This window comes from Ruegeria sp. D4, assembly GCF_056534475.1.
Map to the genome: position 1 here is coordinate 52280 of NZ_JBQFPJ010000021.1, position 24909 is coordinate 77188.

Annotated in this window: 23 protein-coding genes; 15 read left to right on the plus strand and 8 right to left on the minus strand. The window is 57.9% G+C overall.

Features of this window, described 5'->3' with window-relative positions:
• Positions 1–74 precede the first annotated feature (74 nt).
• Genes ACR0MI_RS20605 through ACR0MI_RS20615 form a run of 3 tightly spaced genes read right to left on the minus strand, consistent with a single transcriptional unit; the run spans position 75 to position 2436 of the window.
• Positions 75–551: a thioesterase family protein gene (locus tag ACR0MI_RS20605; protein ID WP_170611517.1), complete on the minus strand. Its 477-nt coding sequence runs from the start codon at positions 549–551 to the stop codon at positions 75–77.
• Entirely contained in the window at positions 548–1438 is an 891-nt protein-coding gene (locus tag ACR0MI_RS20610) for an amidohydrolase family protein (protein WP_170817120.1), read from the minus strand. The genes ACR0MI_RS20605 and ACR0MI_RS20610 overlap by 4 nt, the downstream gene beginning before the upstream one ends.
• Positions 1435–2436 (minus strand): ester cyclase, encoded by a 1002-nt coding sequence (locus tag ACR0MI_RS20615; RefSeq protein WP_170817121.1) that lies wholly within the window; start codon positions 2434–2436, stop codon positions 1435–1437. The genes ACR0MI_RS20610 and ACR0MI_RS20615 overlap by 4 nt, the downstream gene beginning before the upstream one ends.
• A 162-nt stretch (positions 2437–2598) precedes the next feature.
• On the opposite strand from ACR0MI_RS20615, the gene ACR0MI_RS20620 reads away from it, so the two are divergent.
• From ACR0MI_RS20620 to ACR0MI_RS20685, 14 genes are all read left to right on the plus strand, one after another.
• Positions 2599–3645 (plus strand): ABC transporter ATP-binding protein, encoded by a 1047-nt coding sequence (locus ACR0MI_RS20620; protein WP_170611512.1) that lies wholly within the window; start codon positions 2599–2601, stop codon positions 3643–3645.
• A 98-nt stretch (positions 3646–3743) separates the two neighbouring features.
• Positions 3744–4988 carry an extracellular solute-binding protein gene (locus tag ACR0MI_RS20625; protein ID WP_170463833.1) on the plus strand — a complete coding sequence of 415 codons (1245 nt, stop codon included), beginning with the start codon at positions 3744–3746 and terminating at the stop codon, positions 4986–4988.
• A gap of 71 nt (positions 4989–5059) precedes the next feature.
• Positions 5060–6091: a carbohydrate ABC transporter permease gene (locus ACR0MI_RS20630; RefSeq protein ID WP_170611510.1), complete on the plus strand. Its 1032-nt coding sequence runs from the start codon at positions 5060–5062 to the stop codon at positions 6089–6091.
• Positions 6092–6100: 9 nt separating this feature from the next.
• A complete protein-coding gene (locus tag ACR0MI_RS20635; protein ID WP_170463829.1) occupies positions 6101–6982 on the plus strand; it encodes a carbohydrate ABC transporter permease in 882 nt (293 codons plus the stop codon).
• 135 nt (positions 6983–7117) lie between these two features.
• The gene (locus tag ACR0MI_RS20640) at positions 7118–7648 is read left to right on the plus strand and encodes an ester cyclase (RefSeq protein ID WP_170611508.1); all 531 of its coding nucleotides are present in this window, start codon (positions 7118–7120) and stop codon (positions 7646–7648) included.
• Positions 7649–7659: 11 nt separating this feature from the next.
• Complete coding sequence (hisD, locus tag ACR0MI_RS20645) at positions 7660–8997, plus strand: histidinol dehydrogenase (RefSeq protein ID WP_170611507.1); 1338 nt, start codon at positions 7660–7662, stop codon at positions 8995–8997.
• 98 nt (positions 8998–9095) lie between these two features.
• Positions 9096–10145, plus strand: a complete 1050-nt coding sequence (locus ACR0MI_RS20650) for an ester cyclase (RefSeq protein WP_170816009.1) — start codon at positions 9096–9098, stop codon at positions 10143–10145.
• Position 10146: 1 nt separating this feature from the next.
• A complete protein-coding gene (locus tag ACR0MI_RS20655) occupies positions 10147–10914 on the plus strand; it encodes an SDR family oxidoreductase (RefSeq protein WP_170817122.1) in 768 nt (255 codons plus the stop codon).
• Complete coding sequence (locus ACR0MI_RS20660; protein WP_170817123.1) at positions 10914–11933, plus strand: LacI family DNA-binding transcriptional regulator; 1020 nt, start codon at positions 10914–10916, stop codon at positions 11931–11933. Before ACR0MI_RS20655 ends, ACR0MI_RS20660 begins: the two co-directional genes overlap by 1 nt.
• Complete coding sequence (locus tag ACR0MI_RS20665; RefSeq protein WP_170817124.1) at positions 11930–12904, plus strand: ester cyclase; 975 nt, start codon at positions 11930–11932, stop codon at positions 12902–12904. The genes ACR0MI_RS20660 and ACR0MI_RS20665 overlap by 4 nt, the downstream gene beginning before the upstream one ends.
• Before the next feature lie 151 nt (positions 12905–13055).
• Complete coding sequence (locus ACR0MI_RS20670; RefSeq protein ID WP_170611497.1) at positions 13056–14018, plus strand: cupin domain-containing protein; 963 nt, start codon at positions 13056–13058, stop codon at positions 14016–14018.
• Between the two features lie 102 nt (positions 14019–14120).
• The gene (locus tag ACR0MI_RS20675; protein ID WP_170611495.1) at positions 14121–15245 is read left to right on the plus strand and encodes a cobalamin-independent methionine synthase II family protein; all 1125 of its coding nucleotides are present in this window, start codon (positions 14121–14123) and stop codon (positions 15243–15245) included.
• Complete coding sequence (locus ACR0MI_RS20680) at positions 15242–15937, plus strand: alpha/beta fold hydrolase (protein WP_170611493.1); 696 nt, start codon at positions 15242–15244, stop codon at positions 15935–15937. The genes ACR0MI_RS20675 and ACR0MI_RS20680 overlap by 4 nt, the downstream gene beginning before the upstream one ends.
• Positions 15934–16629, plus strand: coding sequence for an RraA family protein (locus ACR0MI_RS20685; protein ID WP_480855469.1), 696 nt, complete (start codon positions 15934–15936; stop codon positions 16627–16629). Before ACR0MI_RS20680 ends, ACR0MI_RS20685 begins: the two co-directional genes overlap by 4 nt.
• Positions 16630–16679: 50 nt before the next feature.
• On the opposite strand, the gene ACR0MI_RS20690 is transcribed toward ACR0MI_RS20685, so the two are convergent.
• From ACR0MI_RS20690 to ACR0MI_RS20700, 3 genes are all read right to left on the minus strand, one after another.
• Positions 16680–20000 (minus strand): adenylate/guanylate cyclase domain-containing protein, encoded by a 3321-nt coding sequence (locus ACR0MI_RS20690; RefSeq protein ID WP_170817125.1) that lies wholly within the window; start codon positions 19998–20000, stop codon positions 16680–16682.
• A gap of 357 nt (positions 20001–20357) precedes the next feature.
• Complete coding sequence (locus ACR0MI_RS20695) at positions 20358–21482, minus strand: amidohydrolase (RefSeq protein ID WP_170619655.1); 1125 nt, start codon at positions 21480–21482, stop codon at positions 20358–20360.
• On the minus strand, positions 21475–22503 hold the full coding sequence (locus tag ACR0MI_RS20700; protein WP_480855473.1) for a pyridoxal-phosphate dependent enzyme: 1029 nt from the start codon (positions 22501–22503) through the stop codon (positions 21475–21477). The genes ACR0MI_RS20695 and ACR0MI_RS20700 overlap by 8 nt, the downstream gene beginning before the upstream one ends.
• A gap of 70 nt (positions 22504–22573) precedes the next feature.
• Here ACR0MI_RS20700 and ACR0MI_RS20705 point away from each other — a divergent pair, with 70 nt between their 5' ends.
• A complete protein-coding gene (locus tag ACR0MI_RS20705) occupies positions 22574–23050 on the plus strand; it encodes an Lrp/AsnC family transcriptional regulator (RefSeq protein ID WP_170806845.1) in 477 nt (158 codons plus the stop codon).
• Positions 23051–23165: 115 nt separating this feature from the next.
• On the opposite strand, the gene ACR0MI_RS20710 is transcribed toward ACR0MI_RS20705, so the two are convergent.
• Both ACR0MI_RS20710 and ACR0MI_RS20715 read right to left on the minus strand, forming a co-directional pair.
• Positions 23166–23441, minus strand: a complete 276-nt coding sequence (locus ACR0MI_RS20710; protein WP_480855475.1) for a hypothetical protein — start codon at positions 23439–23441, stop codon at positions 23166–23168.
• A gap of 201 nt (positions 23442–23642) precedes the next feature.
• Positions 23643–24734: a peptidoglycan-binding domain-containing protein gene (locus ACR0MI_RS20715; RefSeq protein WP_170817127.1), complete on the minus strand. Its 1092-nt coding sequence runs from the start codon at positions 24732–24734 to the stop codon at positions 23643–23645.
• Between the last annotated feature and the right edge of the window lie 175 nt (positions 24735–24909).

The following is a 24909-nucleotide window of genomic DNA, read 5'->3' on the forward strand; positions in this document are numbered from 1 at the left end:
GCGTGCTCGTTCATTAGGATCGGGGTCGTTCGCCAATCCTCAGTTTTCTGTGGGCTGATTTACTGATGTTGCAGTCATGTTGATCGGGGGATGCGCCCAGTTGTCATCGGGCGTGAACGGAACTCAAGCTCTGCCGCTTCCCGACCTGGCAATTTCGCCTTCTGCAATCGCTGCAGGATGTCTGCCGGAATCGGTGCAGCATGAGGGCTTGGTTGTTGCCGGACGTGAAGCTCCATGAACTCGCAAACGGCCGATAGCTCAGCTTTGTTCAGCATCTGCATGTGCAGATGAAAGCGTTTTTCATCACAGTCCAAAACTCGGGTTTCAATGCGAAGCCGGTCCGCTTCCTTGACTTCCCGCAGGTAAAACTTGTGATCTTCCAGCAGGTAGATCGTACATCCGGTGCGCGCGCGATAATCGGCATCGAAGCCGACCTCATCCTGCATTGCATCGACGGCAAGGCTGAAGACCAGCCCGTAATAGGCATCCCGCATGTGGCTGTTGTAGTCGATCCACTCGGGTTTCACGGTAGTTTCAAAGGTGAATTTCATGCCGCTGGGGCCTTCAGGTCATAAAACCGCGCGGCAGAATCATGGAATACGGCCGCCTGAACCTCAGCCGGAATCAGATCACAGTAAGCCTGCACCAGAGTTGCGTAATCGCTGTAGAGTTTGTCGACCGGGAAGTTCGAGCCGAACATGACCCGCTCCGGTCCGAATTGTTCAAGACAGACTTCCACGATGGGGCGAATACTGTCGGTGGTCCAGGTGTGATCGAACATGCCCAGACCGGACAGCTTGCAGGTTACATGTGGCAAGTCGGACAGGCGGCGTAATTGTAAGGCCCAGTCTTTCAGGCCCGTTGGGCTGCGGTCATGGGGCGACCCGGCATGGCAGAGCGCAATCGGCGTCTCCGGCGCCTGCGCAAGAACGCGGGCGGTCTTCTCCATCAATTCAGGAATAAGTTGCAGATCGAAGCTGAGCTTTCGTCGTCCGGCTTCCTGCAAACCAGCCAGAAAATGTGGATCGTCCAGCAAAGCATTGGTGCCGGTTTGCGCGTCCTCTCCGGGCGCGCGACCGACGATCTGGCGCACGCCACGCACAGTCGGCAGGGTCTGAAATGTGTCAAGTCGGTCGGACAGATCGGACGACGTCAGGTCGCAGAAAACTACCTGCGCCATCGGCCAGTCCGGGGAGGCGTCGGCGACGGATTGAACCCATCTGGCTTCGTCCAGACCGTTCTCGGCCCCCACCTGGATATGCACCGAAGCGCGGATGCCGCAGGCTGCAGCGTCTGCGCGAAATTCGTTCAACTGGTAATCCCGCTGAATGGGTGCCGGGTCACCAAAGAACCTGTCCACCCCGCGCGCCATAAGCCATGGGTAATGCACCGCGGTAAGATCCCAAAGGTGGTGATGCGCGTCAATCCAGCCGGTCATGTTCGCGGCACCTTTGCCATGCGCCCCAGAATGTCGACACCCTGTTGTTTCCAGAAATGCAGAAGGTCGATGAAAATCCAGTTCTCGGCAAGTTTATCCCCCTTGCGGCGATAGATGTCGATCACCCGGAACTCGGCAGCTTTGTCGGTGGCAGGCATCCCCATAAACCCGCCGGTGGGACGGGCCGTGAAATTCGGCCATCCGAAAAACCCGCCATAACACCCTTCCGCCATCCGACAAATGTGCTTGGTTTTCGACCGGTCCGCGAAGCCTGCGCGGAAGGGGCCTGAATGCTGCTGTGCGTAGCGCTCGATCGTGTAGGTTGCACCAATACCGGACGGACCCCACCAGATCATGTCTTCGCACCATGTACGCCGCAGCTCGTCCTCAAGGCTGAGACCGCTATCCCATTGGCCCAGATCGGAAATCATGGCGTTGATGGCCGCCAGGGTCCGTTCTCCTTCCTCGGCGGGTTGGGGTCCGAACATCAGACCGTCGTGAGTCATCGGCCCCGGCTGGACAAGCTGAGCTGCGGTCTGCGGCGGGAATGGCTGCAACCCGGCCTGCATCATGAGATGAGGAATATCGAAATACATCGCCGTCTCGGTGATCTTGCCGTTCTCGACCTTGTTGAACTCGCAATATCGCAGAAAAGCCATCTTGCCTGTGGGGGCGATGCCCAGCCACGCATTGTCGAACAGCCCCATCAGATGGCCCATGGAAACAACCCAAACCGAGGAAAATCCGTCCATCTCGTTTCGGCCGGCCATGAACACGTCCATCCGTCGCTGCATATGCCGCAGGCTGTGCCTTAGAGGTTGCCAGAATCTCTGTGCCACTGCGTCGGTGCCACGCAATTCATCAAACGGATGGAATCCGCGCCACAAGTAGTCTTCGGCACAGAACTCGGACATCGCGTCAGCGGCGGCCGATTCTCCGTTCATGCTGAGTGCTTCGTAGTACTCGACGACGACGGCTTTTTGGGCTTCGTAGGACATTTTCAATTTCTTTCAGTGCTCTAAGCGCTGGGATGGAGCTGTATGCCACGGATGGCAAGGGGCGATTTTGCATGCGCATGCAAAAAAAACTTGCCAGATGTTTCTTTTGCTGTCTATGCTTTTTGCAAACGTATGCACGCTAGGTCCAGCTGGGAGGGCAGAATGGCCGAAATTCAACTTCGCAATGTTGGAAAGCGTTGGGGTTCTTTTGTGGGGGTTGATAATTTTGACCTGACGATTTCCGACAAGGAGTTTCTGGTTCTTCTTGGCCCGTCAGGCTGCGGCAAGACGACAACCATGCGCATGATCGCCGGTCTGGAAGATGCCAGCGAGGGTGACATCCTGATCGACGGGACTCGCGTGAACGACATGGAGCCCAAGGATCGTGACGTGGCGATGGTGTTCCAGTCCTATGCACTGTACCCGAACATGAACGTCTACGAGAACATCCGGTTCCCGCTGAAGGTCCGCGGAATCGACCCGTCCACGCATGACGAAAAAGTACGCCGTGCATCGGCAATGGTGGAACTGGACGACTTCCTGCATCGCAAGCCTGCGGAATTGTCCGGTGGTCAGCGTCAGCGCGTCGCGCTTGCCCGCGCCATCGTGCGCGAGCCGAACGTATTCCTGATGGACGAGCCGCTGTCCAACCTTGACGCCAAGCTGCGCGTGTCTACCCGGGCACAGATCAAGAACCTCAGCCACGAACTGGCGGTGACCACGATCTATGTGACCCACGACCAGATCGAAGCGATGACGCTGGCCGATCGTGTTGTGGTCATGAAACAGGGCGTGGTGCAGCAGGTTGGTAGCCCGACCGACATTTACGACACTCCGGCCAACACTTTTGTCGCCAGCTTCATCGGCAACCCTGCGATGAACCTGATGGAAGGCGAGGCACGGGGCGGCACCTTCACGGCCAAAAACGTTGAAATTTCGGGGCTGAACGCTCCGGACGGCCCGCTGACATTGGGCTTCCGTGCCGAAGATGCCAGCCTTGCTGCCGAAGGGCAGGGGCAGATCAACGCCCCGATCTACACGCAGGAATTGCTGGGGGACGCCACTATGATTTCGGTTCGCGTTGGCGGTGCCCTCATTTCGGTGAAGGCAGACAAGAATTTCCGGGCAGAGATCGACGACATGGTTTCAATCTCGGTTCCGGCCGAAATCTGCCATCTGTTTGATGGCAAGACCGGCGCCCGGATCTGAACACGGCCCTGCTCAATGATCGGGGCGAACCCCGGCAACAAAACTTCATGCGCGAACGGGCCTCGCGCTCAAATTCTCAAAACAACAGGGAGACAGAAATGTTCCTAAGAAAAATCGCTACAGCAACCGCCTTTGTGGGCCTGATGGGCTCGGCAGCTTATGCCGCCAATTGCGGCCCCGAGGGGCAATCGATCCGCATTCTGGCCAGTGACTTTCCGGCAATCCACGCCGTCGCGGGAGCCGCCGAAGCCAATTGTGGTGGGGCCGCGGCTGAATTCAACACCAACCACACCACCGAAGCGCGCTCGATCATGAACGCCGCTCTGACCCCGAACCCGTCGGAATATACATCGGTGATCCTGGCCAACTCGACTTTGACCCAGCTGATGAACGACGGTCTGGTGCGGCCGCTGAACGATCTGGTCGAAAAATACAAAGACAGCATCCCGCCGAACCTGCTGATCACCATCGATGGCAATGTCATGGCTGTGGCCTTCATGGCGAACTCGCAGCACCTGTTCTCGCGCAAGGATATCCTGGAACAAGCTGGTTTCGACGGCATCCCGGCCACCTATGAAGAGGTTCTTGAAGCCGCTGAGAAAATCCGTGCTGCCGGTATCATGGAACATCCGATCGCAATGAACCTTCAGACCGGATGGAACCTGGCCGAGGTGTTCAACATGATCTATCTCGGTCATGGCGGTGAGTTCTTTGTACCCGGGTCGGCCGAGCCGTCGATCAACAACGAAAAAGGCGTGGCCGCACTGGAAGTCATGAAGGCTCTGGCGGAATACGCCCATCCCGACCACCTGACCCACGCGTCAAACGAAACGCAGGGTCTCTGGGAATCCGGTCAGGCGGCTCTGGCCGTCATGTGGGGTTCGCGCGGCGCGCCAATTCTGGACGATGAAGGGTCCACCGAAGAGGTGACCTCGAATACAGTTTTGTCGGCTGCACCAACCGTTGGCGGCGGATCGATTCCATCTGCCACGCTGTGGTGGGACGGTATTACCATCGCATCCAACGTGTCGGACGAAGAGGCCGAGGCATCCTTTGCGGCATTGATCAGCGCGCTGACCCCGGAAATGGTTGCAGCAAACAACGATGATGCCGTCTGGCTGCTTGACGGGTTCCAGCCCGGACCGGCTGCAGCAGGGGTTGCAGAGACCGTTAGCGGTGGTGCGAAGCCCTATCCGATGATCCCGCAAATTGGCCTTCTGCATGCGGCACTTGGTGCGGAGCTGGCGGATTTTCTGAAGGGTGACGAAAGCGCTGAACAGGCGTTGGCGGATGTCGAAGCCGCCTACCGGACGTCGGCCAAGGAAGCCGGCTTTCTCAAGTAACACTCCCCGACTTGAGGGGGCGCAATCTGCCCCCCTCATCTTTTTCCGGACTAAAGACTGGGACGTACGCCATGAAGCACCGCACCTTTTTCTGGTTCATTCTGCCCACGCTTTCCGCGATGATCCTTTTCATCGCTCTGCCGATCGTCTCGGTTTTCGTCCAATCCCTCTTTGTCGAGCATGAGCAGGTTCTGCTGGTTTCTGAAAGCTGCGGACCATTTGGGTGTACCCCGACCACCACGGTCGACACCGAAGCCACTGCAAAGCTGCGCGCAGAACAACCCCTTGGGCGGTTTAACGGTCTGGGCACTTACATCAACCGTTCACACCTGGCTTTTGCCGAGATCGGAGAAGCGTGGGCAAGCTCTGAAAGCCTGGGTGATTTTTGGGCTAAGGTGTATAACCTGCCGTTCTACAGCGCCCTGACATTCACCCTGGCCTATACCTTTATTGTCACGCCGTTGGTGTTGGCCCTTGGGCTGGCCATTGCCGTAGGCGTCAATAACCTGCCCCGCGCGCTCAAAGGGGTTGCGATCTTCATTTCGCTTCTGCCGTTTCTTGTCACTCCGCTTGTCGGCTCGCTGATCCTGTTCTGGATGGTCGATGGTGATGGTGTAATCGGCGCCACCATTCAACGCATATTCAATGATCCGACACTCAGCCTGAAGGCGTCGACGGCGCTGACATGGACCATGCTGATGGTTTACGGCGTGTGGCATACCCTGCCGTTCAGTTTCATCACCTTCTACGCGGGTTTGCAAACCGTCCCCGATGATACGATGGAAGCGGCACAGATCGATGGCGCGACGAAGTGGCAGCGCTTGATCCATGTGATCGTTCCACACCTGATGCCGCTGGTTTCGTTTGTGACGCTAATGCTGATCATGGATAACTTCCGCGTTTTTGAGCCGATCGTCAGCTTCAAAGCCGAGGCCCACGCACAGTCGCTCAGCTGGATCATCTACAATGATCTGCGCGAAAGCGGCAATCCGCTCTATGCCTCAGCAGGTGCGACTTCGCTGATAACTATCATCCTTGCGGTCATCCTGATGTCTCCGGTGCTTGTTCGCACTTGGCGCGACTTCACCCGTAAATCTCACTGAGGACACGACATGGCGACCAAAGCACAATCCCGCATGACCCCGCTAAAGCTGTTCTCTTACGGTTTCGTGGCCCTCTGGCTGCTGATCGCTGCCTTCCCGTTCTTCTGGACCTTCTGGGGCAGCTTCAAGGTACAGGCCGACTTCTTGTCCAAGGCCAACTGGATGAACGCCCTGACGGGTGCCAACACGATTGAGCAAACCGGCAGCGCCTTTACCGGTGCCGGCTATCACGGGGCGTGGGTTCTGGAAGATTTCTGGTTCAACTTCAAGAACACCGGCATTGTGGTCTTCTTCACCGTGCTGATCTCGCTGACCTTCGGAACGCTGGGGGGATATGCGTTGGCGCGATCCGGTTTCCGCTATGCGTTCTGGATCCTGATGGCAGCGCTGGTGTTTCGCGCGATGCCGCATATGACGCTGGTCTCGGGTTACCTGCTGTGGTTCTTCGAGTGGAATGTCTGGGGCATCCTGCCGACCACCATCATCGTGCTTGTGGCGATCAACCAGCCCTTTACCCTGTGGATGCTGCACTCGTTCTTCAAGAACATTCCCAAGGACATGGACGAAAGCGCCATGGTTGATGGCTGCACCCGGTTTCAGGCCTTCCGGCATGTGATTGTCCCGGTCATGTGGCCCGGCGTGATCACCACAGGCCTGTTCAGCTTCCTGCTGGCCTATAACGACTTTACCGTGGCCGTAATGCTGCTGAGTGAAGAGAACGAGACCATCATTCCCGCCATCAACAGCTTCATGGGCACCACGCAGGTTGAAGGCAAGGTCATGTACGCGGTCGCCGCCGTGGTTTCGGCCACTGCCCCGCTGTTCGTCCTGATCCTGTTCTTCCAGCGTCAGATTGTCAGCGGTCTGACAGCAGGGGCGGTCAAGGGCTGATGAGTGCATCTGCAAGACATAACGCCATTGCGCGCCACCCGGCGCTCAACCGGATGCCAAGGGATTTTCTGACGGCCGACTAACCCTCCCCGTCCACACAGAAAACCTCTTGGCAACCAGATAAGGAATAGAGACATGAAGGGTTCCCGCCCTGAACAGGCCGTGCTGACACGAGACACGGACATGAGCAAAACCGAACAAACCCGGGCCGTGATCGAGGGGATGGTCGACGGTTTGAACGACCATCGCATCGACGATATCGGCGAGTTTTTCGCGGAAGGGTTCCGTTGGCTGGGCAACCAGGGCTGCGGCACCAAGACCGGGTTGAAGGAATTTCAGGAAAACTGGCAGCGCCCGTTTCAGGCGGCGTTTTCCGACAAGACCTGCATCGACGAAGCGCGCCTCTACATGGGCGAGTGGGCCGCAGCCTTTGGCCGGCAGGAGGCGACACATTCGGGCGAGTTTCTGGGCATCGCTCCCACCGGCAAGCGGGTCGAGATCCGCTACATGGACTTCTGGAAAGTCGTTGACGGCAAGATCGTCGACAATTGGGTGAATGTCGATTTTGCCCACGTTGCCGCGCAGCTGGGCGTTGATCTGTTCAAAGGCGAAGGCTGGGAAGCATTTGACCGGGGAGAGAAGGTTCCGCCCCGGCCCGAAAACTGAGGATTAGGACAATGGCAATTGAACACCTGAAACGCGGCAAACCCGAGGCTGACCGGGCCGACGACGATGCCAAAACCCGCGCCGTTGTCGAGGCAACGCTGAAGGACATCGAAACCCGAGGCGATACCGCAGTTCGCGAGTTGTCGGAGAAATTCGACAGCTACTCGCCCGAAAGCTTTCGCCTGAGCCAGCAACAGATCGACGATCTGATTGCGTCTTTGTCCGAGCGTGAACTGGCCGATATCAAATTCGCCCAGAAGCAGGTGATGAATTTCGCACAGGCGCAGCGCGACTCGATGCTGGATATCGAGATTGAAACCCTGCCCGGCGTGATCCTGGGGCACAAGAATATCCCGGTGCAGTCCGTAGGCTGCTACGTGCCCGGTGGCAAGTTCCCGATGGTCGCTTCGGCGCATATGTCGGTAGCAACAGCAAAGGTTGCGGGTGTTCCCCGGATCATCGCCTGCACGCCGCCATTTCAGGGTAAGCCGAACGCGGCCGTAATCGCGGCGATGCATCTGGGCGGTGCGCATGAGATTTATGTCATGGGCGGCATTCAGGCGATTGGCGCCATGGCGATTGGTACCGAAACCATCGATTCGGTTCACATGCTGGTTGGACCCGGCAATGCCTTTGTTGCCGAAGCCAAGCGCCAGCTGTTTGGCCGCGTCGGTATCGATCTTTTCGCGGGTCCGACCGAGACGATGGTCATCGCCGATGAAACCGCAGCCGATGCCGAGCTTTGCGCCACCGATCTGCTGGGGCAGGCCGAGCATGGCTATAACAGCCCCTGCGTTCTGGTCACCAACTCGCGCAAGCTTGCCGAAGACACGCTGAGCGAGATCGACCGTATCCTCGGCATCCTGCCCACCGCCGGTACCGCCAGGGTCAGTTGGGAGGAATATGGCGAGGTCATCGTCTGCGATACCTATGACGAGATGCTGCAAGTCGCTGATGACATCGCGTCCGAGCATGTTCAGGTCATGACCGACCGCGATGACTGGTTCCTGGAAAACATGACCTGCTACGGCGCGCTGTTCCTCGGGCCACGCACCAACGTGGCCAATGGCGACAAGGTGATCGGCACCAACCACACGCTGCCGACCAAGAAAGCCGGGCGTTACACTGGCGGCCTCTGGGTGGGCAAGTTCCTGAAAACCCACAGCTATCAGAAGGTTCTGACCGACGAGGCCGCAACAATGGTCGGCGAATACGGTTCGCGGCTTTGCATGCTGGAAGGTTTTGTCGGCCACGCCGAACAGTGCAACATCCGCGTCCGCCGTTTTGGCGGCATCAACGTGCCATATGGCGAGGGTGCTGTGTATCGCGAGACGGCCGAGGCCTCCTGACAGGCGCGGCGGAAATCGCTGTCAAACCAGCGCCCGGGGTTGGCCCGGGCGTCACGGAATTTCTGAAGTAAGCAGTAAAAGCAATGCGAGATTTCGCAATGGACAAACACTCTACCCACAAGGCCCTGATCGCGCCTCTGCGCGAGGCCATGTTCAACTTCGATGAAACCGGCGTTCGCGCGGCATTGGGTGCGGTGATCGCGCCGGATGCCATCGTTCACATGCCGCACCCGTTTGGTGACCTAACCGGACCGCAGGAACTCTATGACACTTGCTACGCGCCGCTGCTGAGATCCATGCCCGATCTGGAGCGGCGTGACTGGATCGTCATGGGTGGCGGGACCGAACAGGGCAATGATTGGGTCGGCTGTGGCGGCCACTACGTTGGCACCTTCGTCGCCCCCTGGCTGGACATCCCGCCGACGGGGCATCTGACCCATATGCGGTTCCACGAATTCTACCGCTTCGAAGGCGACAAGGTTGTGGAAATCCAGACGCTCTGGGACATCCCTGAAGTGATGATGCAGGCCAAGGCCTGGCCGATGGCTCCGTCACTGGGGCTGGAGTTCTGTATTCCCGGCCCAGCGACGCTGGACGGGATGGTGCCAGGTCCGTGGGATGAAGCGAGGTCAAACACCTCATGCGCCCATATCGTCGACATGTTGGACCATCTGAAGAAACATCCCAGCCAGGGTGGACCCGAAGTGATGGAGATGGAGAAGTTCTGGCATCCGCGCATGAACTGGTACGGCCCCGCCGGGATTGGAACCGGGCGCGGCATCGCGGGTTTCCGCAACTGGCACCAGATCCCCTTTCTGAACGGTATGCCCGACCGCGGCAAATACGTCGATGAAATCACCTACCACTTCTTTGGCGATGGTGATTATGCCGCCGTGACCGGTTGGCCGGACATGATCCAGACCGTCACGCATGATGGCTGGATGGGAATTGCGCCGTCCGGCAAACGTATCACCATGCGCAGCCTTGATTTCTGGCGGCTCGAGGATGGCCTGATCCGCGAAAACTGGGTGATGGTCGATCTGCTGGACGCCTACCGCCAACTGGGCGTAGATGTCTTTGCCCGCCTGCGCGAGTTCAACAAGGCACGTGTTCCGGGCACAATTCCGTTCCCGGTCGGCGAGGTCTGATATGCCCCAATTCCCCAGCACCCCAAGTTTCAGTCTGAGCGGCAAGCGCGCTCTGGTCGCCGGCGCCTCATCTGGCATCGGCATGGCCTGCGCTGTAGCCCTTGCGGAACATGGTGCTGAGGTCACATTGGCAGCGCGCCGCGTTGGCGCGTTGCAAGACATCGCGAATGAGATGTCAGCGCGCGGATGGTCAGCCAAGACACTTGAGCTGGACGTCTCGGACGTTGCAGCCACAGCCGCGGCCGTGGCGCAAAACGGACCTTTCGACATTTTGCTGAACTCGGCGGGCCTTGCCCGCCACAGCAAGGCTGTGGACACGCAACCGGATGATTTTGACGCCGTCATGGGTGTTAATGTCAAAGGGGCCTATTTCCTGACCCAAGCCGTTGCCAAAGGGTTGTTAGAAGCCGGCCGCCCCGGTTCGCTGATCAACATCTCAAGCCAGATGGGTCATGTCGGGGGCCGCGAACGCGCCGTGTACTGCGCGTCGAAATTCGCGGTCGAGGGGTTTTCCAAGGCGATGGCACTGGAGTTCGGGGCCGCAAAAATCCGCGTTAACACCATCTGCCCCACATTCATACTGACCGACCTGACCAGGTCCACGTTCGACGATCCGGACAAACGAACCTGGATTCTGGACAAGATCAAGCTGGGCCGCCCGGGTGAGATTGAGGACATTATGGGGGCGGTGGTCTACCTGGCGTCGGAGGCATCGGCCTTGGTGACCGGCACGGCGCTGATGGTTGACGGGGGTTGGACGGCGGACTGATGGCGACACACAAGGTTACATCACTGGAAGTCGCCCGCCTCGCAGGGGTCAGCCAGTCTGCGGTCAGCCGGGTTTTCACCCCTGGTGCATCGGCATCAAAGAAAACCGTGGAAAAGGTGCGCAAGGCCGCCAAGGAACTGGGGTATCGCCCGAACGTTCTGGCCCGCGCCGTGGTGTCTGGGAAAAGCCGGATCATCGGGCTTGTTGTCGCCTATCTGAACAATCAGTTCTACCCCGAAGCGCTTGAAAAACTGACAAACACGCTGCAGGAGCGTGGGTACCACGTGCTGATTTTCATGGCCTCGCATCAGGCTGGAAATATCGACAACGTGGTCGAGGAAATACTCGACTTTCAGGTCGACGGGATCATCGCGGCCTCGGTTGCACTGTCGTCGGATCTGTCCGACCGCTGCCGAACCGCAGGCGTACCGATGGTGCTTTTCAATCGGGCGCAAGACGATACTGCCATGTCGTCAGTTACGTCCGACAACGTGGCCGGAGGACGAAAGGCCGCCGAGTTCCTGTTGGCCGGCGGGCACCAAAAGATTGGTTACATCGCCGGATGGGAAGGTGCTTCGACCCAGAGGGATCGCGAAGCAGGGTTCGTGGCGGCCTTGAAGGAGGCTGGGGTCACGCTGCACGCCCGCGAAGTCGGGAATTTTGTGGCCGAAGAAGCCCGGCAAGCGACGCTTAAGATGTTCAACTCCGATGCGCCTGATGCGGTGTTTGTCGCCAACGATCACATGGCCATTTCCGTGATGGACACGCTGCGGTTCGAGTTGGGTTTGAATGTTCCGGGCGACGTTTCGGTCATCGGATATGACGATGTCGCCGTGGCGTCATGGCCGGCGTACAACCTGACCACCATTCGCCAACCCGCCAACCGCATGGTCGCTGAGACCGTCGATATTCTGCTCAGCAAAATCGAAGATCCTGATGTCAGTCCGCGCCGGGTCGAGATTGACGGACCTCTTATTGTTCGCGGCTCGGCCCGCATACCTGAAGGATGGAAGACATGAAGGGGTTTGATCCCAAATTCAAAGACTTTCCCGATTACATCATTGGCATCACCAAGGAGATTTGGGAGGATCGCGGCATAGCCACGCTGCATCACTATTACGCGCCGGACATCGTGGTACGCTCGCCGGGATCGGTCGTGGTTGGCAATCAGGGTGTTATCGCGGCCACGATGGCCACCCTTGCCGAGTTTCCCGACCGTACGCTTCTGGGCGAGGATGTGATCTGGTCCGGAACCCCGGAAGAAGGGATGCTGTCCTCGCACCGGTTGCTGTCAACGGCGACCCATCTGGGCGATGGCGTTTACGGTAAAGCGACCGGGAAAAAGCTGGTTTACCGAATTCTTGCCGATTGCCACGCCATCAACAACCAGATCAACGACGAATGGCTGATCCGCGACCAGAGCGCGATTGTCCAGCAGATGGGCTGGGATCCCAAGGAATACGCCCGAGACCTGATCGCCCGTGAAGGTGGGCCAGACGCCTGCGTGCAACCCTACACGCCCTCAAACGACAAGCCCGGCCCTTACAAAGGGCGTGGAAATGACAACGAGTGGGGTCAGAAATATGCTGATATCCTGAACCGTATCATGAATGCCGACATGGGTGTGATCGAAGCAGAGTATGACCGCGCCGTCCTGTCGGAATATCCCGGCGGCACCACAGGACATAGCTGGGGTCCGGTGGACCGGTTCTGGATGGGCCTGCGCGCCTCGTTCCCGAATGCAGAATTCAAGATTCACCATCAGATTGGCCGCGACGATCCGATGATGCCGCCGCGCGCCGCGATCCGCTGGACGCTGCACGGTAAGCACGACGGCTGGGGTGTCTTTGGCGTTCCAACCGGGGCCGAGGTCTTTGTTCTGGGTATCAGCCAGGCCGAGTTCGGCCCCTGGGGTCTGCGCAGGGAATACACCCTTTTTGACGAAACATCGATCTGGAAACAGATCCTTTTGAAAACCGGCGATCTCTAGCATGCCGTGCCGTATCTCAAATCTGGATGCCGGGCAGGCGATGCGGCGTTACCACGCCCACCGCGCCAGCCTGCGCGCCCGGCGGCTGAACAATCGCCCGCCGGGTGGAACGGTTTGATCCGATCAAACCCACCGCAAAAGGAACAAAGATATGAGTACCATCGAAAGCCGCATTGTCCGCTATGGCGAGCTGAAACCCTGTAAAACCGCGTTCATCGACGCCCATACGCCGGGCTCGGACCAGAAAGAGAACTTTACCATCATCGGCGGCGGGGTCAGCGAAAGCCCGGACCAGCACGTCCACATAACCGACAAGATCGGGTTCAACATCGGCGCGGCTGGGCAGCCCCCGAAATGCCGCAACTCGTTGCACAGTCACACCACGGCCGAGGTTTTCTTTGTTGCCAAAGGCCGGTGGCGGTTCTTCTGGGGCCGTTATGGCACTGCAGGCGAATTCATCGCCGAGGAAGGCGATATTTTCAACATCCCGACGGGCATCTTCCGCGGCTTCGAGAATGTGGGCCAGGACTATGGGATGATCATGTCGATGCTGGGTGGCGACGATGCCGGTGGCGGCGTGACCTGGGCACCGCAGGTGATCGAGGACGCACAGGCACACGGTTTGATGCTGGGCAATAACGGTGTTCTGTACGACCGCAAGAAGGGCGAGGACCTGCCGCACAACGTCCAGCCTATGCCGCTGCTGACCGAAGAAGAACTGAAAGCGTACCCCGAGGTTCCCGTCGACGCGGTGATCGGCAAGTATGTCGCCCGCTACTGGGACCTGATGGCGCTGGCGGCGAACAAGCCGGCGGTTGTGATCGGCGAAAAGGGCCTGATCAAGGACAAGCCCGGATTCGAGGTTGATTTTCTGACACGCGGCTCGGCCGTGACCGAGGCGGTCGTGGCTGAAAAACCGGTCGTATTGATGCCCGCAAGCGGTCACTGGCGCATCCGGATCAACGATGTTGAGACCACCCTGTCGAACGGCGACACTGCCTTGGCCTTGCCCGGCGAAAGCTACAGCGCTGAGCCTTCGATGACCGGTGAAGCGGGCCTGTACCGGATCACTGCAACCGATGATCCGGCCGGGGCGACCTGGACGGGTGCTTAATGGTGCCAGCGCGCGTTCCCCTTCCGGTTGGGGCGCGCAGATTGAACCCTGCGTCGGGCACCCGTCCCGGCGCGGGACTGAGTTTCGAAGGGAGATGAACAAATGACCCGCATATTGACCACCCACGTGGGAAGCTTGCCGCGCAGTCAGGAGGTCGTGGACTTCATCTTCGCACGCGAGCGGGAGGAGCCGTTCGATCAGACCGAATTTGACACCTGCATGACTGCAGCCGTGTCCGATACCGTGCGCAAACAGGCGGCGGCCGGGATTGATATCGTATCGGACGGTGAAACCTCGAAAATCTCGTACGCCACCTATGTCAAGGACCGCTACACCGGCTTTTCCGGTGACAGCCCGCGCAACGCGCCAGCGGACCTCAAGATGTTCCCGGGCTTTCTGCAGCGGCTGGCGAATGACGGCGGAACCCCGCAATATGCCCGGCCCATGTGTGTGGGCGAGGTGCGTTCAAAAGGGCAGGATGAGTTGCAGAAGGATATTGCCAATCTCAAGGCGGCGATGGCCGAACACGGGGTGGCGCGCGGCTTCATGAACGCGGCCAGCCCCGGGGTGATATCCCTGTTCCTGCAAAACGACTTTTACCCAACGCGCGAGGCCTATCTGGCAGCGCTGGCCGACGCGATGAAGGCGGAATACGAAACCATAGTTGGTGCCGGTCTTGATCTGCAACTGGATTGCCCCGATCTTGCGCTGTCGCGGCATATGCTGTTCACCGGTCTGTCCGACGATGAGTTCCTGAAAATCGCCAACATGCATGTCGAGGCGCTGAACCACGCGTTGCAAGATGTGCCGGCCGACAAGGTGCGTGTTCACATTTGCTGGGGCAATTACGAAGGTCCGCATTGCTGCGATATCGGCATGGACAAGGTGTTTTCGACACTGATGTCGACAAAGTCGCGCTATGTGCTGTTCGAAACCTCGAACCCGCGCCATGCCCACGAATGGACCGTGTTTCGTGACCGCAAAGCCGAAATTCCAGCCGACAAGATTCTGGTGCCGGGCGTCGTCGACACCACGACGAACTTTGTCGAACATCCCGAACTGATCGCGCAGCGGGTTGAACGCTTTGCGGATATCGTAGGGGGCGACCGGGTGATTGCGGGATCGGATTGCGGCTTTGGCACTTTTGCCGGCTTCGGTGCGGTCGACCCGGACATCGCCTATGCCAAGCTGGGCGCGCTTGCCGAAGGGGCCGCATTGGTCAAATGACACCGCTTGTTCTGTTGCCCGGAATGATGTGTGACGCGCGACTTTTCAGCGCCCAAATCGCGGCTTTGTCGGGCAGGGTTCCAATTCTGACTGCGCCAATCGGGGGCCGTGACACGATGGCAGCTCTTGCCAAAGACGTGCTGGCCTGCGCGCCGCAACGGTTTGCTGTGGCGGGGCTCTCAATGGGCGGTATCGTGGCTATGGAAATCCTGCGGCAGGCACCGGACCGTGTGGTGGGCCTGGCGCTGATGGACACCAACCATTTGGCCGAAACGGATGAGGTTAAAGCCAGGCGCGGTCCGCAGATAGCCGCTGTCGAACGAGGAGACCTGCGCATCGTGATGGCGGACGAGATGAAACCCAATTATCTGACCGATGGCCCGGACAAAGCTGCAATTCTGAACCTTTGCATGGATATGGCAGAGGGTCTTGGTCCCGATGTCTTTGTCAATCAATCCAAAGCGTTGCGAGATCGGCCAGACCAAAGCGAAACGCTGCAAAACTTCAACGATGAAGCCCTTGTTCTTTGTGGGCGCGACGATGCCTTATGTCCGGTATCGCGGCACGAAATGATGCACGCGTTGATGCCGCAGAGCCGGCTCGAGGTTATCGAACGGGCTGGTCACCTGCCGACTTTGGAACAACCGCAACAAACCACGGCGGCTCTGACCCGCTGGCTGGAGGCGATATGAAGAAGTCCCTGCTGGACCTGCTGAAAAAGGTCGATACCCCCACGGTTTGCAACGCCATCGAAGTGGCGCAGGGCAAACGTGGGTTCAGTGATTTCACCCGGGGCACGATGTTGTGCTCTGATCCCGGTGCGGGCGCGATGGTGGGATATGCACGCACCGCGAAGATTGCCGCCGTGAACCCGCCGACCGAGGCTCCGGAGGTGATCCGAAAGCGCCGGATGGACTACTACCGGCACATGGCTTCGGGGACCGGTCCGGTCGTGACCGTGGTCGAGGATACGGATTACCCGCATTGCATCGGCGCCTATTGGGGTGAGATCAACACAACGATCCACAAGGGTTTTGGCATCAGCGGCGCATTAACCAACGGGGTTATGCGCGACCTCGGCGATTTGCCCGACGGGTTTCCGGTTGTGGCGGGCTCGGTCGGGCCAAGCCACGGTTTCGTGCACGTGAAAGAGGTTGGAACGCAGGTGTCGATCTTCGGACTTTCAATCAGGGACGGGGACCTTGTGCATGCAGACCGGCATGGCGCATTGGTGGTTCCGCTCGAGTTGATGGACGTGCTAGAACAGGCGATCATCAAGTTACTTGAAACTGAGAAGCTGATCCTGGAGCCCGCGCGTCAATCAGGGTTCGATTTCGACGCCTTTGAAAAAGCGTGGGCGGCGTTTGAAGCCTCTCGAACCTAGGAGGCGCAAGGGACGGGTTATCCGTCCGTGTCACCTTGAGCAGATGTGCGTTAGCCGACGGTTGTTTCAGCAAGCCATTTCAACGCATCCCTCACGTCAATTGTATGCTCTCCGCCCGTGACCGTTTGCAAAACGGCACGAAGATCGGAAGTGGGAATGGCAGCTCGTCCGTATTTTTGGCAGTGCTTGACATAGTCCAATGCCGTTCGAAGTTCGAACATCTTGGCATTCTGTTGTCGCGCGACATCCAAACCCACACGAAACTCGTTTTCAGCGACCCCATTCTCTGAAGATGCGAGGGCATAGACCCGCTCCGTCTCAGCTTGGGCCCATCCCTCATTGGTCAGGCCGTGGTGTTTGCGTGCTTCGGTGAGGCAGTCCAGCGCACCTTCCCGGTCGCCGGATTTCAGCGTGAGCTCTGCAATCAAGGTAAGAAAGAACGGCTTGTAGTTTCCCGCGCCGCTGGCCCACCATGCTTCTGATGCCTTGCGTAATGCGCGGATCGTTTCCGGCTGGGGTGAAACATGGGCATCCACCCAGCTTCGCCAGAGGGATGCCGTCAAAGACATGAATGTGAAGGAGTGCCTGGAGGAAAGCTGCTCAAGTTGATCAGCAACCTCGATAACCTGTTCCGGTTCGCGGCGCAGAAGATGAAGCATGCACAGGTAGGTCAGCGACTGCGCGATGCTGTGGGCGTGCTGAAGGTCCTTTGCAGCGGCGACCGCTTTTTCCTGGACTTCAAGCGCCTTGTCCGGCGCACCACGCATCCAGATCGCAAGACTCAGGAAACATGAGGTAATCGCGGCGTGGTCCGATCCGTAAATGAATGCCAGATGCCCATCGCGTTCCCGGCTGTAGAGCTCCAGCGCCTTGCTCAGATGCGTGTAGGCCGGGTCCAGTTCCCCGATATGGAACAGCACCGCGCCCATCGCCCGGTGCGCCACCATTTGATGTTGCGTCTGGCCAGTCGAATGCGCCAGATCCAGCAATTGCCCGGCAACATTTCTGGCCAAATCATACTCGGCACGCACCAAATGAAAGGAATACAAACCGTTCAAAACCGGGAACAAGTGTTCTGTCTCTTCAACGCGTTCACAAAGGTCGCGTATTCTTGAGTAGACAGAACCGGTTTCATCAGCGGCTATACCAGCCGTTGATCGCAAAACACCTGCCCTGAGAACCTGTATCTCGATTTCTTTTCGGTCCCGATCGGTGCTTTGGCTCAGTTCCGCCAACTGCTCAATCGCCAGGGACAATTGTGTACCTGCCTCGATGTTGGCGGATCGTTGAACCGCGCGCTGGCCCGCAAGATGCCGGTAGTCGATTGCTTCCTTGTTCATGCCCGCCATCGTGTAGTGGTGTGCCAGAATTTCCGGGCTGGCATCACCCGTATGAACTTCCTTGTCTTCCAGTCTTCGGGCAACACGAGCGTGCAAAACACGGCGTTCGCTTTTCAGAAGACTATTGTAGGCGGTATCGCGAATTAGCGCGTGACGGTAGCTGAAGGTTTCATGATCATCGGCATCAGAAACCGTGACGATGCCTGCATCCAACAAAAGCTCCAAACCCGCGCGCAACGCTGTATCTTCAATGCGGGCCACCTTGGCGATCAACGGATACGAAAACTGAGGTCCAATGACAGCTCCGATCTGGGCCACTTCCTTGGCCGAACTCAACCGGTCAAGGCGCGCCATCAACGCATCGTGCAAGGCACTGGGAACCGAGTTCGCCGGAGAAACTAGACCCATTGAATACGTGTCTGTTCCTTCGGTCAAACCGCCGGATTCCAGAAGGTCTTTGGTCACTTCTTCCACGTATAGAGGCACACCGTCGGATCTGGCCGCAACCACCTCATACATCTCGTCCGAGATCGGCTGGCCTTTGGCGACTTCATCCACAATGCTCTTGACCTGATGGAAATCCAACTGCTTCAAAACCACTTTCGAAAGATTTGATTGCAGCGCCCAGCCCGGGTCGAACTCGGGTCTGAATGTCATGACAACCAGCACCGGAAGGTCATGAATCCGGTCCACGATCCGATCCAGCAACAGCTTGGTCGTCGGATCAATCCAATGCGCATCCTCGAACAGGAACAGCAGCGGTTTTTCTCCGGCCACTGCCGTCAGATTGCTCAGCAGCATTTCCAGCGTCTGCTCCATGAGATGCTGCGGAGTCAGATTCAACGGGCCCAATTGATCTTCAAATGGAACGGACAGAAGCGACGCTGCCAACTTCAAGGCATGGTCAGTCTGATCGCCAAGAACGGCAGAGATTTTTTTGAGTTTTACGTCGCTTGAATCGTCGGAACGGAGTCCCGCCGCAATTTCGAGTTGGCGAATGAGGGGATAAAATGCACTTGCGTAATGGTAAGGCGAACACTGGTATCGAGTTTGAGTGTGCGGCACCCCCGCGATACTCTGTCGTAATTCCTCAACCAATCGCGACTTGCCAATTCCAGGCTCGCCTGACACCAGCACAACCTGTCCCTTACCGCTCGTGGCCAACTGCCACTTTTCGTTCAGGGTCTCAAACTCTGCGGTGCGGCCGACCAAAGGCTTGAGCAACTCGTCATCCAAGGCCAAAAAGCGGCTGACGGTTTCCCGCGTTCCGGTAACCTGCCAGGCTTCAACCTCCTTGGCGAAACCCTTGAGTTTGAATGCGCCGCGCAGAACGTAGTTGAAAGCGTCGCCCGCCAATTGTTGCGTGCTAGGAGCGACGATCAGCGTTCCCGGGTCCGCCATAGTCTGCAGACGGGCGGCCAGATTGGGCGTCTCGCCCATGGCGGTTCCATCCTCAAACATTTTTTCGCCGCGCAAATCACCAACGACGACCAATCCGGTCGCTATCCCTATTCTGACATTCAGTTTCGCGTGGGTGCGGATATCCGGCACTTCCTGGATAATGCGAAGCCCCGCACGAACGGCACGCTCTGCATCATCTTCATGGGCGTGAGGAAACCCGAAAAAGACCATGATTCCATCGCCATAATAACTTGCAATATGGCCGTCAAAGGCCGCAACGGACGCAGCGCATGTTTCCTTGAAAAGCCGAAGTACCTCCGCCAGATCTTCGGGATCGACGCGCTGGGCAATTTCAGTTGACCCGACCAGATCGATGAATATTACGGTAAGCTGCCGGCGCTCGGCCACGATTGTCGGGCCGTCAGGACCCTTGGGCTGGCTTTGCCCGGCCTCTGCATCGACACGAACCGCTTTCAGGAAACGCCGTCTCGGACCAAGGGGAAGTCCGATCGTGACAAGATCCTGGTCCGTTAATTCGGATAGATCGCTTAGCTCGATTTCATGCTCGGCAAACGCCTTGGCGTACTTGGTCAAACTGTGTTTCTCAAGCCAAAGCGCAATATCGGACATTCGATGGTTTCACTTGCCGTCTTGGCAGGGCGCAATGTCTGCGCTCCAACAACAGGCATCTCCCTGTTAGCTTAGCTTTCAACACACTCGTTACAATTTACGGTGACATCCTAGGAAATATTCTTTCAATGAAGAAGCCCACTTTGTTAACGGGTCAAGGGCTTCGATGCGCCTTTTTAACCCGGCCCAACATAAACTTCTCGGCGGCGCGCTTTGGCGGCCCTTGTAATGGTTGCCGTAATCATTGGATGCCTGCGCTTCATCCGGAAGCGTTTCATAGGCCTGACGTATCACCAATATAGGATCGGCGAAACAATGCCGCCGTTCAGATCGTGTGCTTGAACACAGGCTTCCGTATCAGAAGTCCCGCCGTGCAAGGTTGGTCCAAAACGCAATTCCATGGCGGATAGCATCATCGTTGAAATCATATGACGGGTTGTGAAGCGGCATCGCATTGTTCCCCTCAACCCCGTTACCCATCAGGATGAATGCCCCCGGACGATGTGCAAGAAACCCGGCAAAGTCTTCCGAAAAACCGACCCGGCCATAAGTATCGTTTATTCTACCAACGTCACGGGCCGCGCCTGAAATACAATCGGTTGCCCTGTCGTCGTTCACCAGCGGCCGGAATGAAGTCGAGTAATCAACTTGCGCCTCTGCAGCATGCGCCGCGCTGACACCGGTCACAATCGCGCGCATTCTGCGTTCTATGCTTTCAGACACATCCCCGGTGAACCCTCGGCAGTCCCCGCGCAGTGTTACATTGCTGGGTAGGATATTGCGCGCACCGTCCGTCAGGAATTCGGTGATGGAAACCACGGCGTGTTCGCTGGCTGGAAGCGAGCGAGAGACGATCGATTGCAATTGCTGCACAATCGCGGCCCCGACCACAATCGGATCGATGCCTTTTTCGGGCATGGAAGCGTGCCCGCCCCGACCCTGAATATGGATTTCGAAATTATCCTCAAACGCACAGAATGGCCCTGCCTGCGTGGCGAAATGACCAAGCTCCATTCCCGGCATGTTGTGAAGGCCGAAGATTGCGGCCATGGGGAAGCGGTCGAACAAATCGTCCGCAATCATCGCGGCGGCCCCATTTCCATTTTCTTCGTCCGGCTGAAAGATGAAGTGAATGGTCCGACTAATATTGGGATCCGCCGCAAGTTCCAGCGCGGCCCCAAGCAGCATGGTACTGTGACCATCGTGCCCGCATCCATGAAACTTGCCGTCCGCTTGCGAGCGATAGGGCAAGTTTGTCGCCTCATGTATCGGCAGGGCGTCCATATCGGCACGAAAGCCGATCGCAGTTTCATCGGGACCCCGTCGCAGGGTCGCGACGAGACCAGTCCGGCCAACCCCACGGGTGACTTCAAGCCCTGCGTCTTCCAACGCTGCTGCGATCTGTCCAGAGGTCCGGTCAAGATCGAAACCGGTTTCCGGGTTGGCATGCAAATCCCGACGAAATGCGGTGAGGTCAAGCATCGGCCACACTTCCTTCGGACAGGATGATCAGCGGCAGGTCGGCTTCAACCATCAAGCAGGCTGCCAAACCTGCCGCACCGGAAGGTGTCGTAGAGAAACCCAGGTCCTGGGCCTGTTTTACGGCGTCCAAAGCCTGTTGGTCACTGACCGTAACCCAATCATCGGCGCACTGTTTCAAAATATCCAGGGCCAACATGGACGGCGTCTTGCAATCCAGCCGCCCCATGTTTGACACGGGTCCTTCGACAGTGAAGATCTCACCCGCCATGACGCTTTTCTTGAGGCAAGGCGCGGCATCCGGTTCGACGACTATGATCTTTGGCTGAACCGGCCAGTTGGACCGGATCATGTAAGCGACCCCTGCGGCCAGGCCGCCAACGCCAGCCTGCAAAAATACATGGCTGGGCCAGGTTCCGGCAGTTTCCAGCGCGTGCTGTATTTCTTCGGCAATGACGGTATAACCTTCCATGACCAGCCGGGGAGGTTCGGTGTATCCGGGCCAGGAGCCGTCGGCGAGGTGGATGGCGCCGGTTGCCTCGGCATCGGCAATGGCTTCCGCAACACTTTCCTCGTAGTCGTCGCCGGACCGAACTACCTCTGCGCCCTTGTCCCGTAGACGAATGGCGAAGTCCTCGGGCACCGTTTCGGCGAGGTGAATGCGGGCCTTTGCTCCAAACAGACGCGCGCCAGCGGCCACAGCCATGCCGTGATTACCTGCGCTGGCGCAAACAAAAGTCATCGAGCGTGCGATGTCCTTTACAGTGTCGTCGAGAAAGGCGTTTGCTTCTACGGGGTGGCCAACGCGCGCTTCGATCAGCTTGGCGACAGCATAAACACCGCCGAGGGCTTTGAACGCGCCCAAGCCCATTCTGCCGGTTTCGTCCTTGATCAGCATCGGTCTTCCCTGGAAACTGCGGGTCTCCAAGGGGCTTGGCCTGTAGGCAGGGCATGCAGCAAGCAGAGCCAGCGGTTTTGTGACGTCGAGTATCTTTGAGTTTTTCATGGAGAGGGTTGTACGCATAAATGATGATCTATTATGGTCAAATTTGCCAAATTTGCGGGAAAATTTCTCTAAATGATGAAGGTGTCGTGTGAAACTCGATCAGTTTGACCGAAAGCTGCTTCAACTGATGCAGGCCGATGCAAAGATGGGCCTCGAAGCCCTTGCGTCAGAGACGGGCTTGTCTGTCGCATCCGTACAAAGGCGTCTGAAGGCGCTCAGAACCTCGGGGGCCATTCTGTCCGAAGTGGCGATTGTTGACGCTAAAAAACTTGGCGTCGCGATGAGCTTCATTGTCATGGTTGAACTGGAGCGCGAACGTCAGGATCAGATAGACGCGTTCTCACGACAGGTGCAGTCCGAACCTATGGTCCAGCAGTGCTATTACATCACAGGAGACGCCGACTTCTGTCTGGTCTGTACTGCAAAGGACATGGATGACTTTCAGGAACTTACGAAGCGGCTGTTTTTCGACAACTCAAACGTCCGTCGCTTTCGAACGTCTGTGGTCATGGGCCGGAAAAAAATTGGGTTGGGTATTCCGGTTGATGGCGACGGGCCAGAGTGACGAAAGCCCTCGTGAAGTCGTTCTCTCTGTACGGCATGGCTTAGGCAACCTTTGTTGAAATCTCTTGCCTTATTGACGCGTAAGTCACGCCAAAAGCTCGGAATCGAACTCGGTTTTAATCGCCGGCTTCGATCAGCCACCGCAAATGCCGCTTGTATCGCCGTCGTTTTGCTTTGGACGATGAATGGAGTGGCTTGCGACCCTGTTGCAGACTGGCAGTTCGAACACGCCGCTTGCTAAGTGTATAGTGGACAACGTTGCAAAGGACGGTGTCCGGCTGGGCAATCCCTGCGACTTCCAGACGTTCAACCGGGCAATTGGCACCACGGCCTGAACGCTGACCAACGGCGGTTGTTATGTCGGATTTGACCACAGAATACCCGGCAGCCATTCCTTCATGGCTGCCAGTGATGCGCGCCTGCCTTGATCGGCATGGGTAAACAGCCAGACATCCCGGAATGTAGGCGCGGTTTCTCGTGTTTCGTCTGTGCCAGACGACAGCCTTTGCGACCCAACCAACGGTGGGAGAACGTGTGGGAAGGCAAGTCAGGTTTGGTGAAGACGGTTGAAACCAGTCCAAGTCAAAACAGTACTAACTGGTTTTTGCCGCATAGAACGAACAACCGTTTGAATCGCGTCCGCTGATTGCCAGTTTTTGATCCGCGACAACGCCGTTGCTGCGAACACGCCCCAAAAGGAAGCCATAATTAATCTCACCCGACATTCGACGCCCCGACAGCCGACCGTTGAATCGCCCAGTAAACCCTTGCGAGGTTTTCACCTGACCCGTGTAATTGCCGCCACCGACATGTCTGACCTTCATCGCGCCCGTTATTTTTTGTTGTCCGATTTTGCTGCGGGTTCCGCAAGTTGTTGTGAAACGCCAGTTCCCCGACATTTCCGTTGGCCCAATCGGTATTGGGGGCGGAGGGTTGTAGAGGTTGCTGTTGTCGGGAAACGCAAGCCAGGATTGCAACGGCGCTTCCGACTGGATCCTGAGTGCTGCCAGTTGGCTGGCTGAAAGGTAACCCGTTGCCGGAAAACCCCGGCTGGCCTGCCACGCCTGTATTGCCCCTCTGGTCCCGCGACCCATAACACCGTCTATTCCATTCGGATCATGGCCCAGAACAATCAGCCGGGCCTGTATGTCGCGGATCGCCTGTTTGTCCAGCGCCAAGGCAGCTTCCGATTCTGCAGTGCCATTTTCCGGCACCGGTTTCAGCGGTGGGAGCGGTCTTAGCGGCGGAAGCTGTTTCAACGCAGGCGGAGCTTCCCGGAGCAATGCGGACTGTGCGGCTGGCGCACCGGTTATGGTCAGGTTGCCCTGGCTGTACTTGGCTTTGTATCTCTGGCGCTCAAGGCCATCCCGAAACGGCGCGCAACCCTCCAGCGCAGACGCGAAGAAAAAGTAGAACTGGCGATGCGCGGACCGGGCGGCCGCCGGCGCGGTCATCACCGGTAGCCCCACGATGTCGCCGGCTGGACCAACTTCAAATTCAATCTCAACGTCGATCTGAGGATTCCCTGAGATCGCTTTTCGGATGCAATCCGCGGCGGCCGCCAACTGCGCGGGGTCAGCAACCTGAGCGGTGGATACCCCATGAAAGCAAACCCAAATCAGCAGGGCATAGGCCAGAGTTGAAACTCGTCTTTGCAGGGTCTTGTCGCACGTCAGATTTGGCATTCGTCTCCGCAAGAAGGTCTCCAAGGTTCAGCAGCTTCGCGTTCAGAGTAGCCGATTGTTCCCCTTCCAGCGATGCAAATCCGCTCCGTGGGACACTCTGACTTCGATCATCTCTGCCGGGGCCGGGTGTCAATGCGGTGTCGGACAGCCTGTCCGGACCGGACTTGTTTCCGAG